At 35.4% G+C, this 13,487-nt stretch carries 13 protein-coding genes and 1 tRNA gene; 11 read left to right on the top strand and 3 right to left on the bottom strand.

Annotated elements, in window-relative coordinates; all coding sequences use genetic code 11:
- The first annotated feature begins 9 nt into the window (after window positions 1-9).
- The 9 genes from rhaA (at window position 10) to adhE (ending at window position 9,417) form a co-directional block, all read left to right on the top strand.
- Window positions 10-1,263, top strand: coding sequence for an L-rhamnose isomerase (gene rhaA / locus AC3ANV_RS19585; RefSeq protein ID WP_488310349.1), 1,254 nt, complete (start codon window positions 10-12; stop codon window positions 1,261-1,263).
- Between the two features lie 322 nt (window positions 1,264-1,585).
- The gene (locus AC3ANV_RS19580; protein WP_488310348.1) at window positions 1,586-2,347 is read left to right on the top strand and encodes a DeoR/GlpR family DNA-binding transcription regulator; all 762 of its coding nucleotides are present in this window, start codon (window positions 1,586-1,588) and stop codon (window positions 2,345-2,347) included.
- Window positions 2,348-2,551: 204 nt separating this feature from the next.
- Window positions 2,552-3,451: an SCO family protein gene (locus tag AC3ANV_RS19575; protein ID WP_488310347.1), complete on the top strand. Its 900-nt coding sequence runs from the start codon at window positions 2,552-2,554 to the stop codon at window positions 3,449-3,451.
- 282 nt (window positions 3,452-3,733) lie between these two features.
- Window positions 3,734-4,165, top strand: a complete 432-nt coding sequence (locus AC3ANV_RS19570; RefSeq protein WP_488310346.1) for a hypothetical protein — start codon at window positions 3,734-3,736, stop codon at window positions 4,163-4,165.
- Window positions 4,166-4,176: 11 nt separating this feature from the next.
- Complete coding sequence (locus tag AC3ANV_RS19565; protein ID WP_488310345.1) at window positions 4,177-4,479, top strand: DUF2653 family protein; 303 nt, start codon at window positions 4,177-4,179, stop codon at window positions 4,477-4,479.
- Between the two features lie 339 nt (window positions 4,480-4,818).
- On the top strand, window positions 4,819-5,304 hold the full coding sequence (locus tag AC3ANV_RS19560) for a hypothetical protein (RefSeq protein WP_488310344.1): 486 nt from the start codon (window positions 4,819-4,821) through the stop codon (window positions 5,302-5,304).
- 110 nt (window positions 5,305-5,414) lie between these two features.
- On the top strand, window positions 5,415-6,206 hold the full coding sequence (locus AC3ANV_RS19555) for an ABC transporter ATP-binding protein (RefSeq protein WP_488310343.1): 792 nt from the start codon (window positions 5,415-5,417) through the stop codon (window positions 6,204-6,206).
- A 293-nt stretch (window positions 6,207-6,499) separates the two neighbouring features.
- Window positions 6,500-6,727: a hypothetical protein gene (locus AC3ANV_RS19550; protein WP_488310342.1), complete on the top strand. Its 228-nt coding sequence runs from the start codon at window positions 6,500-6,502 to the stop codon at window positions 6,725-6,727.
- A gap of 86 nt (window positions 6,728-6,813) precedes the next feature.
- Entirely contained in the window at window positions 6,814-9,417 is a 2,604-nt protein-coding gene (gene adhE, locus AC3ANV_RS19545) for a bifunctional acetaldehyde-CoA/alcohol dehydrogenase (protein WP_488310341.1), read from the top strand.
- A 110-nt stretch (window positions 9,418-9,527) separates the two neighbouring features.
- Here adhE and AC3ANV_RS19540 read toward each other — a convergent pair whose 3' ends face one another.
- Window positions 9,528-9,917, bottom strand: coding sequence for a YidH family protein (locus tag AC3ANV_RS19540; RefSeq protein WP_488310340.1), 390 nt, complete (start codon window positions 9,915-9,917; stop codon window positions 9,528-9,530).
- Window positions 9,918-10,365: 448 nt separating this feature from the next.
- Complete coding sequence (locus tag AC3ANV_RS19535) at window positions 10,366-11,130, bottom strand: hypothetical protein (RefSeq protein WP_488310339.1); 765 nt, start codon at window positions 11,128-11,130, stop codon at window positions 10,366-10,368.
- A gap of 847 nt (window positions 11,131-11,977) precedes the next feature.
- On the opposite strand from AC3ANV_RS19535, the gene AC3ANV_RS19530 reads away from it, so the two are divergent.
- Window positions 11,978-12,217 carry a hypothetical protein gene (locus AC3ANV_RS19530; protein ID WP_488310338.1) on the top strand — a complete coding sequence of 80 codons (240 nt, stop codon included), beginning with the start codon at window positions 11,978-11,980 and terminating at the stop codon, window positions 12,215-12,217.
- A 287-nt stretch (window positions 12,218-12,504) separates the two neighbouring features.
- Here the strand turns inward: AC3ANV_RS19530 and AC3ANV_RS19525 are convergent.
- A tRNA-Arg gene (locus tag AC3ANV_RS19525) sits at window positions 12,505-12,578 on the bottom strand.
- Between the two features lie 157 nt (window positions 12,579-12,735).
- On the opposite strand from AC3ANV_RS19525, the gene AC3ANV_RS19520 reads away from it, so the two are divergent.
- Window positions 12,736-13,434: a polysaccharide deacetylase family protein gene (locus tag AC3ANV_RS19520; protein ID WP_488310337.1), complete on the top strand. Its 699-nt coding sequence runs from the start codon at window positions 12,736-12,738 to the stop codon at window positions 13,432-13,434.
- The last annotated feature ends 53 nt before the right edge of the window (window positions 13,435-13,487 follow it).

The raw sequence follows: 13,487 nt of genomic DNA, 5'->3' as shown, positions 1-13,487 counted from the left end.
AGAATGAAAATGTCAATTAAAGAAAACTATGAACTTGCAAAACAAGCCTATGCAAAATGGGGAGTAGACGTTGATGAAGTAGTAGAAAAGCTGAAAAATGTACCGATTTCCATTCATTGCTGGCAAGGCGATGATGTTGGCGGTTTTGAAGTAAACCGAAGTGAATTATCCGGTGGAATTGACGTAACTGGAAACTATCCGGGCAAAGCGACTACACCTGAAGAATTAAGAAGTGATTTAGAAAAAGCTCTTTCATTAATTCCAGGGAAACACCGCGTGAATCTACATGCGATTTATGCCGAAACAAATGGAGAAGTGGTCGAAAGAGATCAACTTGAACCAAAGCATTTTGAAAACTGGGTTAAATGGGCAAAAGAAAATGGACTGGGCTTGGATTTCAATCCAACATTATTCTCACATCCTAAGGCAACTGAGGGCCTAACACTCTCACATCCAAACGAAGAAATTCGTGAATTCTGGATTAATCACTGTATCGCCAGCCGTAAAATTGGTGAATACTTTGGCAGGGAACTTGGAACACCGGCGTTAACAAATATTTGGATACCGGATGGTTATAAGGATGTTCCAAGCGACCGTTTGACTCCAAGACAAAGATTAAAAGATTCATTGGATAAAATTTTTGCTGTTGATGTAGATGAAAAGTATAATCTGGATGCGGTTGAAAGCAAGGTTTTTGGGATCGGCTCTGAGTCATATGTTGTCGGTTCACATGAGTTTTATCTTGGCTATGCGTTAAAAAATAATAAACTTTGCCTTTTAGATACAGGACATTACCATCCAACAGAAACGGTTTCTAACAAAATTTCTTCGATGCTGCTATACAGCGAAAAGCTTGCCTTGCATGTATCAAGACCAGTCCGTTGGGACAGTGACCATGTGGTGATTTTAGATGATGAGTTAAAGGAAATTGCCCTTGAAATTGTTCGTAATGATGCATTAAATCGGGTCATTATCGGACTTGATTTCTTTGATGCCAGCATCAACCGAGTGGCAGCATGGACAATTGGAACACGAAATATGATTAAGGCTCTGCTTTATGCGATGCTTGTTCCAAATGAACATTTGAAACAGCTGCAGGACGAAGGTAATTTTACTGAAAGGCTTGCACTCATGGAAGAATTTAAAACCTATCCATTTGGTGCGGTTTGGGATTACTATTGCGAAAAAATGGGTGTACCGGTAAAAGAATCTTGGTTAGAAGAAGTAAAAGCATATGAAAATGAAGTTTTATCCAAGCGCTAATGGAATGAAGGAAAAAAACAGACTCGAACATCTTTCTTACTAGTCCGAAACCTTTTAAATTATTAAATAAAGAAAATTGATAAAATAATTTAAGATTAGTTGGCAAATAACCTACTAAACGGTTGTTTCAGAAGCGGAATAATAATTAAATATTAACAAGTAAAAGGGCCATCTATTCGGTCCTTTTTTCTTTGAATTATTAAAATTGACTTTTGTTTTTCAAAAATTATGTTATATTTGATATGCAAACAAACAATTAAATAAAAGTAAACAAACATAAAACAAAATCGGATGGTATGAAAGTCAGGAAGGGGCAGTTGTTGTGCTGGTAGCAGAAAGACAAAGGAAGATTGTGGAATTAGTAAATGAGAGATTAAGTGTTCGAGTAACTGAGTTGAGCAAAATTTTTTCTGTTACAGAGGAAACGATTCGACGCGACCTTGAAAAGCTGGAAAAAGAGAATTTATTAATGAGAAGCCATGGCGGGGCTGTAAGCATTGAGGAAGATCAGGCGGAGACCTCCTATTCGGAAAGGGAGATTACGAACGCAGCTGAAAAAAGAGGTATATCAAAAGAAGCAGTAAAATACATTGTGCCAGGCGATCAAATTGTATTGGATGCCAGTACAACGGCATGGTATATGGCAAAGGAATTACCTGATATGCCTTTGACGGTCCTTACGAATTCAATCAAAGTAGCCATTGAACTGAGCAAAAAAGAACAAATTAAAGTAATTTCTACAGGCGGAATCCTATTGGCGCAATCGCTTTCTTATGTTGGCCCCCTTGCGGAACGATCGCTTAACATGTATCACGTTAATAAAGTATTCCTCTCCTGTAAAGGAGTCCATTTGGAAAAGGGCCTCAGCGATTTTAATGAAATGCAAGCGTTATTAAAGAAACAAATGATGGATATGGCAGATGAAACGATTTTAATGGTTGATTCGAGTAAATTTGGGACACGTGCCTTTTCACATATCGCTTCATTATCCCAAATTGACACTATTATTACAGATTCAAAAATTGACGAACAAGTAAGAAGACAGTTAGAAGAAAAAAATATTAAGGTAGCAATTGTAGAATAAGGAATAGTTCCCGGCAGACCACATATTGGTCTGTTTTTGTTTGCGAACGAAAACAAATAAATAAAAATATAATGGGAACGTGTAAAATCTCACAGTTAAAAAAATGTGAAAAATATATAGTTGAATTGGAAAATAAAAAATTTAACGTCTGATGAACTAAACTGGGTGTTGTAATAATGTAAATTCCCTGAAAGGTTGAGTGATATGAAAAAATTTGCAATTTTCATTCCGGTTTTATTAATGATATTACTTGCAGGGTGTGGAGGAGCGAATAACTATCAGGTGAAGCTCTCAACACCAAAAACCTTTACTCCCGGGAAACCCTTCCCAATGCAAATAAAAATTCTTGACGAGCAGGGTAAGCTTGTTAAAGGTGCTAAAATTAGCGCAGAATTAAATATGAAAAACATGGACCATGGAATGATACCAGTTACAATTGAAGAAACTGGTGATGGGAAGTATGTTGGTATCGCTAATTTATCCATGAATGGTGACTGGGTGGCAGAAATTAAAGTAGACAATAACGGAAAAACAGTGGAGGAAGAAAAACAATTCACTGTCGAGGCATTAACGAAGGAAAATGCCCACAGGGTGACAAAACAGGTAGCACTGCCTGATTTTAAGCTAATTGACGAAAATGGAAAGCCGGTAACGAAACAAGATCTTTTGGGGAAAACGGTTGCCATGACCTTCACTTATGTAAATTGTGATGATCCGAATGCCTGCCCTATTTTATTAGGGAATTTTAGTAACCTCCAGCAGGATATTAAATCAAAAGGGGTTAATCCTAATAATATTTTGCTTGTTTCTGTTTCAATCGACCCTGAAAATGACACTCCGGCAGCATTAAAGGAACACGCCAAGAAAATGAACTTTGATACGTCTTATTTAAAAATGCTAACTGGAAATAAGACGGAAATAAAAAAATTAGCCGATATATTAGGTGAACATTTTGAAAAGAACGGTTCAGAAGTTGTCCATGATAACAAAACCTTTATTTTCAATTCCGACGGAAAATTGACACATGAATTTTCAGGAAGCTATATTGATCGGGATGAGTTGTTTCAAGTTGTAACTGGTAAGCGAGAGATAAACCAACCATAAAATATTAAAATAAGCCAAGGTCATATAAAAATGCCCTTGGCTTATTTTCATTTATTTATCTTAAATATGGGTGATATACCAGCCCAATCCACAAAAAGCACATTTGCCCATGAAAAAACTGAGTTCATTCATGCGGGAATTGGAAGATTTGCACAAGCTTTAGAACGGTTAGAATCCGTAAAAAAATATTGATTTTTTAAATCTTAAATCTATTTTAAATCGAAACCTTTTTTGTATTTTGTATTATAATAGTAGTGTTTCAGTTAGAAAGGAGTTTTGATTTTGAAAAAATTAATTTTGGTATTCTTGCTCATGTTTACGCTTGTTTTGCCAAGCTTTGCGGAAGCCAGAGGATTTAGTGGCGGTCATAGTACAACTATTCACAGTTCTCTGTCAGGATCTCATTCCAGTAGCAGCAAAACCTACCGTTCCGGATATAAGTCGCCATCAAGCAGTGTTTCAAGAACACCGTCTTCTTCTCAGTATAGCCGATCTCAATCTTCACGGTCCGGCAGCTTTTGGTCTCACGCTGCTGCCTTTGGAGCAGGAACGTTTTTTGGTCATATGTTCCATCCTTTTGGCGGTCATTATTACGGAGCAAATGGTTATTTCGGTTCGTACGGATTTTCCTTTTTGGGACTTCTAGTAGATATCATTGTCATTTTAATTATTATCAAGTTAATTAAAAGCATTTTCAGAAGAAGAAGATACTAAGGAGAATAGCGATGGAGCTAATATTTAATGAACAAGACCTTGTCGATAGTGTTTGTGTATACACATCGGTAAGAGAAAAGGTAAAACCTGAACAGGTAGAAGTTGATTTGGAGTTTAATCCGGATTATGGATTTGCGGCCACAGCTTTAGTTTATGGACGCCAAGTGCGATTAAATGAACAGGACGTAATCGATGCTGTTGCCATCTATTTGCGTGATTACCATCAATTTCATCCGGATAGATTACTAGTTAATTTGTCCTTTACTGAAGCGGAAGGATTTGCAGCATCCATTCAAATTCGAAATAATTATTAAAAGCAATATAAAAGGGGCTGGAACTACCAGTCCCTTTTCGTTAAACGTAAAGTTCTTCCTAAATGATTTACATATGAATGAAATTTAAGGAGCTTGGTACTTAAAACCCTAAAATTTCACATTTTTTGCAGGATTTCTTTTTTTTCGTTATAATTTTCATATAATCGAGTTTTTACTTTTCTGAAAATTACTCCTTTCTTCCTGTTTTTTACTAATCAAAATAATACTTTTGACTGAATGATTCGAAATTATCAAGAGTTACCATTAATATATATCTATTAAAAAATGTTAAACTACCAATATTCAGATTTATACATTATAAGAAAGAAGGTATATGTTATGAATGAAAATTTTTTTGCTGACTATAAAAATTTTGTTGTGATCCCATTGGAAAAACAAAAAGTTGGCAATGAAAGATTTGACCCAAAAGATTATTCCTCCTATTACATCCTAACAGTGTCTCTTTATGATTCCTTATTATCAAACTGGAAGGATGCAAATAAATATGAAATAGATGTAAAAAAATGTATTGATATGGTACTGGATGAGTTCAATAAAAAACAGAAAGGTACGAATCACCTTCAATTACTTGAGTTTGAAAATGATAAATCATATTTTGTCATGGCGCTGTCTTGTAAAAATAAATTTGAAAAACAGGAAGAAAATAACCGTATTTCAAACTACATAGAAAAGTTGATTTCAAACCCTTTTTATATTGGGCAAAACTGGTACAAGTTAATTGGTCATAAAGGAAGAAATGAGCGTAAACTGTTTAGTTTTTCAATCAAGGAATATACCAATGAAATGGAGCTTGAGCTTACATAAATGTATGGGCTTACAAAAGGGTTTAATCCTAAATAGCTAGTTATTCTTAATACCTTGATAATATTGATATATGAATATTTTTACATAGAATGGTAGAGGGTGGAAGGAAGATGGTTTTACATCTGGAAGACGTCTCTGTAAGACGGGAAGCTAATTGGATTCTACAGAATATTAATTGGGATGTTAAAAAAGGAGAGCACTGGGTATTATTTGGATTAAACGGAGCAGGAAAAACGGCTATCTTAAATATGTTAAATGCATACTATTTCCCAACAAAAGGGAAAGTTACCGTTCTCGAAAAGGAATTCGGGAAAACTTATTTAGGAGAGAAACTTCGCCAGCAGATAGGGTTCGTTTCATCCTCGCTACAAGAAAAATTTCATAAAGGTGACAATGCATTTGAAGTCGTATTAAGCGGAGCATTTGCTTCTATAGGTCTTTATGAATCACCGACAGATGAAATGAGAAAAAAAGCAGTCTGCCTCTTAGAAGATCTCGGATGCATTGAGTATGCTAACCGAAACTACGAAACACTATCACAAGGGGAGAAGCAACGTGTGCTAATAGCCCGTGCATTGATAGCTGAACCCGCTTTACTTATTTTTGATGAACCAACTAACGGCTTAGACTTTATTGCGAGAGAGCAGTTGTTGGAAACGATAGAAAGGATTTCAAAAAATACGGATGCTCCAACCATGATTTACGTAACCCACCATGTAGAAGAGATTTTACCTGTTTTCAATAAAACATTGTTATTAAAAGAAGGTCAAGTTTTTGCATCCGGAGATACACCTGAGATGATTTCGAGTGAACAGCTATCCCAATTTTTCAATCTCCCGGTCAGTGTTTATTGGAAAAACAATCGGCCTTTACTTTCTAAGGTACAAAGAAATGAAAAATAGAACGAGTCATCTAAAAGAAGGGGTTCCGATAAATTGGGTGAACCCTTTTTATTTTATAGTCTGCATACCATATTAAGCTATATTAGTATAATATTATTTTTGAATGCGTTTTCAAAATAATATATCTAAATTTAAATTTTACATAATAATAAATAGAAAAAGCCGCTCATATGAAGAAAACACTATTTGTAACGATTTTTCAAAATGGTTCATAGATTGTTCAATATTTCACATTTTATTTTTCGAATTTTATGATATGATGAAATCACAAAGGAAACAAGGAGTGATAACAAATGATGATATGTGAATGGAAGAACTTCTCAACAGACTCAGAAACATATTCTATAGAAGCTTTTGAAGCAGCTGTAGGAGACGAATTTGAAGCGATGTTGTTCAAAGAAAACGAAGAGATTCCATCGTACATTTGGACAGTAAATTATGTAATCATTGTTAAAAGATGCTCAAAGCTTTTTACCGACATTTCATTTGAAAAGATTCCGAGAAATCCAGTTTGTGAGTAAAATTAAATCCATGTTAAATGAAACCTTTTTTTTAAAATAATTATGTGAAGAATTTCACAATATTAAAACCAATGGAGGGATTTTCAATGGCAGTAGAAGAAAAAGTTGCAAAACAAAAACAAGATGTAACAAAAATGATTGATCAATTGGTAGAAAATGGTTTGAAAGCATTACAGGAGTTCCGGGAATTTAATCAAGAGCAAATTGACGAAATAGTAAAGGAAATGGCTTTAGCAGGTCTGGATCAACATATGCCGCTTGCAAAACTAGCAGTAGAAGAAACAAAAAGAGGCGTTTACGAAGATAAAATCATCAAAAACATGTTTGCTACTGAATATGTCTATCACAATATCAAATACGATAAAACAGTAGGCATCATTAATGAAAACGAACATGAGGGTATGATTGAAATTGCTGAACCAGTGGGTGTGGTTGCAGGTGTAACACCGGTTACAAATCCAACTTCAACTACAATGTTTAAATCTTTAATTTCAATTAAAACAAGAAATCCAATTGTATTTGCTTTCCATCCATCTGCGCAAAAATGTAGCAGTGAAGCTGCACGAGTCCTTAGAGATGCAGCAATTAAAGCAGGGGCTCCTGAAAATTGTATTCAATGGATTGAAACCCCATCTATTGAAGCAACCCAAACCTTGATGAAACATCCGAAAATCTCGGTGATTCTTGCAACCGGCGGCCCTGGCATGGTTAAATCCGCATACAGCTCCGGTAAACCGGCTCTTGGTGTTGGTGCAGGTAACGTTCCTTGCTATATTGAGAAAACAGCTAATTTACATCAAGCGGTTAATGATTTGATTTTATCAAAAACGTTTGACAACGGTATGATTTGTGCATCTGAACAGGCTGTCATCATCGATAAAGAAATTTATAATGAAGTTAAGAAAGAGATGATTGCCAACAATTGCTATTTCTTAAATGAAGAAGAAAAACAAAAGGTCGAAAAATTAGTCATTAATGAACAATCCTGTGCTGTTAATGCAGATATTGTGGGTATGCCTGCATACAAAATTGCTGAAATGGCCGGAGTAGCTGTTCCGGAAGGAACCAAAATTCTTGTTGCAGAATTAAAAGGTGTCGGACCGCAATATCCGCTATCAAGAGAAAAATTAAGTCCGGTGTTAGCTTGCTTCAAGGTGAGCAGCCTAGAAGAAGGATTAAAAAGAGCAGAAGAAATGCTTGAGTTTGGCGGTTTGGGTCACTCTGCAGCCATTCACACAACGAACCAAGCTGCTATAAAAGAATTTGGCTTGCGAATGAAAGCAGGAAGGATCATTGTAAATGCTCCAACTTCTCAAGGTGCGATTGGAGACATTTATAATGCCTATATGCCATCCTTGACACTTGGCTGCGGTACGTATGGAGGAAACTCTGTTTCTACTAACGTGGGTGCTATTAACTTGATTAATATTAAAAAAGTAGCGAAGAGGAACGTAAATATGCAATGGTTCAAAGTCCCTTCAAAAATATATTTTGAAAAGAATTCAACTCAATATTTAGCAAAAATGCCGAATATCTCTAAAGCATTCATTGTAACCGACCCCGGTATGGTGAAATTGGGCTATGTCGATAAGGTGCTTTACTATTTGAGAAAGCGTCCTGATTATGTCCATTGCGAAATTTTCTCCGAAGTGGAACCTGATCCATCAATCGAAACTGTTATGAAAGGCGCAGAAATGATGGCGAAATTCCAACCGGATGTAATCATTGCTCTTGGCGGTGGCTCTGCAATGGATGCGGCGAAAGGTATGTGGTTGTTCTATGAGTATCCGGATTCTGAATTCTTTGGATTAAAACAGAAATTTTTAGATATCCGTAAGCGGATTGTGAAATTCCCTAATTTAGGCGGAAAATCACAATTCGTGGCGATTCCAACAACTTCCGGAACAGGATCTGAAGTAACGTCATTCTCTGTTATTACCGATAAAGAAGCAAATGAAAAATATCCGCTCGCTGATTATGAATTGACACCGGATGTAGCGATTATTGACCTGCAGTTTGTTATGACGGTACCAAAACATATCACAGCTGATACTGGTATGGACGTTTTGACTCATGCGATTGAAGCATATGTTTCTTGTATGGCAAATGACTTTACGGACGGTCTTGCAATGAAAGCAATCCAGTTAGTATTTGAATATCTGCCAAGAGCTTACAAAAATGGCAGTGATGAAGTGGCTCGTGAAAAAGTTCATAATGGTTCAACGATTGCCGGTATGGCCTTTGCCAATGCATTCCTAGGAATTAACCATAGCCTTGCGCATAAGTTAGGGGCAGAATTCCATATTGCTCACGGACGTGCCAATACGGTCCTTTTACCGCATGTCATTCGCTATAATGCAACAAAACCGAAAAAATTTACTGCATTTCCGAAGTATAATCATTTCGTTGCCGACAAACGGTATGCTGAAATTGCAAGAACACTAGGCCTTCCTGCACGTACAACCGAAGAAGGCGTTGAAAGTCTTGTTCAGGCCATTATAAAATTGGCTAAAGAACTCGACATTCCTATGAGCCTTGAAGCAAATAACGTTGATAAAGCAGAATTCGAAAGCAAGGTGGATGTCTTAGCAGAACGCGCATTCGAAGACCAATGTACTACTGCCAATCCAAAGCTTCCTTTAGTAACCGAATTGGCTGAGATTTACCGTCTGTCATATAAAGGTGTTTAATTAATTTAAATAATAGTTTAATAACCAATAAAAGCCATCTCGTTGAGGATGGCTTTTATTGCTATTGCGGTCATATAACAGTATAGGCACTACTTTTATATTGACTGGAACTATGTTTTTAGCATTCCCCAAACAAATAAATAATAAAAACAAAAAACAATGATGATAAGAATTAAGGCAACGGATAAGAAATATACCAAGGATTTTGAATAGCGAAAGGATTGTTGGTTTATATCTTTTCCTTTTTTAAAATAGCTAAAAGTCGCTATTGACAATGTCAGGATACCAACAATAATAGAGGCCAATCCAATGATTTTTGCTAAAATATCTCCTAATGCGATTTTCTCCGAAAGGGTTGAAAAGTGAAGATTGGTTATCAGAAAACCTACTCCCATTAAGGTAATACACGTTCTTATCCATGCCAAAAACGTTCGTTCATTGGCTAAATGCTGCTGAATGTATTTCGAATCAATTGTTTTTCCCTTACTTGTTTCTTCCATGTATATTACCTCATTCTTATGCTAATTTGCGGTCAGAGGAAATTTTTTTTCTTCTTATTGTTATCAAAACTATCCTCACTATTATAAGCCGAACAAAATTACCGAAGCTTTAAATAATCCTCTAAGAGTATATCATTTAATAATAAAAAAGTTGGTTACATTATTGTAAAAATCGTTATGAACAAGTATGAAAGACCAAGGCCCATCCCCTATAGGGGATGGGCTTTGGTTTTGGATAGCATAAATAAAACATCCTTGGCTTGTATTACTTCATTGTTCCCATCCCGGCAATGGTTACACTTACCTTTACGTTTACATCACATACAGGGGCTTTTCTAATTTTATAACCCGAAGATTTACAAGTTTGTTTTCGCCCCCTTATACATCTTCGGATTATTTTCATTCGTATAAATATCACCAGCATTTTTTAATCGCCAAATAATAAATATTAAGCTGATTGCTTTTGGTTTCTTCTTGCTCGATTTTCCTTTTTATTTGATTTTGATTTTGCTCTTAATTTAGACACTCTAAATAATAGGACCAATCCCGCACTCATCATTAAAGCCCATACAAGTGCGAATTTATTACCGCTTAAATATATTCCTATAATAGGTATCAACAGAAGTACGATGCTTTTTAGGTAATAATTTACTTTAGGATTAATGACCATCAAAACTGAAATAACAACAAGCAAAGAAGTTATCATATTATTCCCCAAAAAGGAGTGATTAGTGTAATTTACGTAGAAGTAATACCCAAATGATCCCAAAATTGCAAATAAGGAAAGATAAAATCTCATAAACGGCCTTTTATAAAACAGAATCCATACAGCCAAAAAATTAATGCCCGCACATATGCCAAGTACAACTAATGTATGGTAAAACGTAAAATTACCAATAGGATCTTTCATAAAGTTCCAAATGAATTTGAAGTTGAAACAAACAGCTGCTACTACAAATATCTTAAAGACTAGTTTTACTGAGAACATTTCCCTTTTCTTTTTCTTATTTGACGATCTGGATCTGGATGGCAAATATACTCCCGTTTGGCCGTTCTCATCTCCTTTTTTCTTTTTCTTACCTATAATCCATTGTTTATATCCTCTTTCTTCTGGTTCGCTTTCTACTTCTTGTCTAGTAGCATAATCTTTTTCTTTATATTCTTCGTCATCAACTTTTTTTACTTGTTGGTCTGAATTTGAATAAAAATCCAATGCCTATTCACCTCAAAAATCTTTTTTTATTATTATAACTTAATTAGTTATAAGTAGTGATTTCCAAGCTTCTATTTTAATAGAATCTCACAAAATTGAAGCTTAAAAATAGATAGTTCTTACTCAGTTAAAACAGAAAAACCCTTGCCATGGCAAGGGTTTTTGTACGTCCCAGAGAGGATTCGAACCTCCGACCTACAGTCTAGGAAACTAAACGGTATGTCAACGATATGTCAATGTATTGTCATTACGGTGATTGGACGGTATTAATGACTCATAGTGTAACCTTAGTCCTACGACCTTTAGTTTATGAACCTTTGCAGAATAGTTTCGTGATTGTCAATAATTTCAGTTTACAACGATTTATTGTCGTTTGCAGAAGCGGTACTAGACGGAACTAGACTGTGTGACTCGGACTAGACTGTATCCCTAAAGTGTTGTAAAAGTTTGCTTACTTACTGAAACGATTAAAGCATATTGAATAAAATAATCCGAGAATCAGAAGCGTCAAGATAAGTTATTAGACTCGACATAGAATTGGATACATTTGAAACGGGTTCTATCGAAGAGAAGATCGAGCCTTGAAGCAGTAAGCGGATTACCTACAGTAGGAACATTTCCGAAAAATTACGGAAACTATCAGCACGTAACCCAATACGAAAGGAATACCCTTTTGACTTTACAGTTGAATATTACGCTTAGTAGACGTTGCCGTACGAATCGGTGAAGTTATTATGTGTGCTTTTTTGACAAATATGTTTGAAACGATATTAGATTTGAAATTTATTTTTACAATTGAAAGGGTTAACATCAGTTCTGTCGAATAAATCATTAAGGAGGTGAGAGGATGTTGTATACTTATACTCCTGAGACTATTGGCGGAAGAATTAAAGGGACAGCACACTGTGGTAGAAAGAATTTGTATTTTGGAAAAAGCAATGTTGTTATAAGTGAAAGAGACGATGGAAAAATCTTCATTGAAGTTCAAGAGGGTTTTAAAACTACGAAAATCATTAGTAATGTTGAACTGGAATTTCAAAAACATCCAACAGATGACTACTACTATCCTGTTTTAAATCGAGCCTAATAAAATTTTAAATTGTCAACGACTCGTAATTTGGGTCGTTTTTTTTGTTGTATCAAACTACAAAGGGGATCAGTGCCCCATCGCCAAGAAAGACGGGGGTTATCATATCGGATACGCCTAAATGTAAGAGCATATTAAACAGAAAGTGGAAAAATGTACTGATTTGTAGTCCTATAGCGTAAAAAAACACGTCCTAAAGTTACATGAAAAAACGCTATGTCACGTCATTGTCACCGTCTGATTGAACGAGTAACAAATCGCATAACATAGCGTTTTTAAATGTATAGCGTCCCAGAGAGGATTCGAACCTCCGACCTACAGTTTAGGAAACTGTTGCTCTATCCTGCTGAGCTACTGGGACATTAAAATAAGGAACGTTATTAATTATAATAAGTTAATCGAAAAAGGTCAATAAATAAATAAGTTGGTATTGAATAATATATTTATCCCAATCGTATGAATAAAAATTACGGTATAATAGAATCAGTTTTGCAGAAATAAGAAATAGAGGTAAATACATGAAAAAAAGGCTATACATATTTGGAATTTTATTGCTGGCACTTCTCATACTTTTATTTGGCACTTATAAATTAATGAATTCACGAACATATCAGTTATTTGGCGGGCTAACCGGTCATGTTGAAACAAATAAAAAGGTTGTTGCGTTAACCTTTGATGATGGGCCGACAAAAAATGTGGACCAAATTTTGCCCCTTTTAAACAAATACCATGCGAAGGCAACCTTTTTCCTTATTGGAAATGAGCTAAAGAAAAATCCCGAAGAAGGAAAGAAAATAGCGGAAGCAGGGAATCAAATTGGCAATCATACCTACTCCCATCAACGGATGGTTTTCAAAAGTCAATCCTTCATAAAAGAAGAAATTGAAAAAACCGATCAATTAATTCGCCAAACGGGATATAAGGGAGAAATCGATTTTCGGCCGCCTAATGGCAAAAAGCTAATCGGTCTGCCCTATTATTTAATGAAACATCACAGAGATACCATTACATGGAGTCTTGAACCGGACACTTATTATACCTTGGCTTCTGACAAAGTAAATTACGTAAGCAAAAGTGTGAAACCAGGTTCTATTATTTTACTTCATCCTATGTATGATAAAACCGGCAACGAACTCAAAACGATAGAAGGAATACTAAAGAGTTTAACAAAAGAAGGTTATCGTTTTGTCACTGTAAATGAGCTTCAAAAATCATAATGTTTTCGAAAAAATATAGGAGTCCTCCAAATTTTGGAGGACTCCCTTTTTTT

It is taken from the genome of Neobacillus sp. DFD-2R, assembly GCF_057747865.1.
The sequence above is the reverse complement of the archived record's forward strand: the minus strand, read 5'-3'. Positions and strand labels throughout refer to the sequence as shown.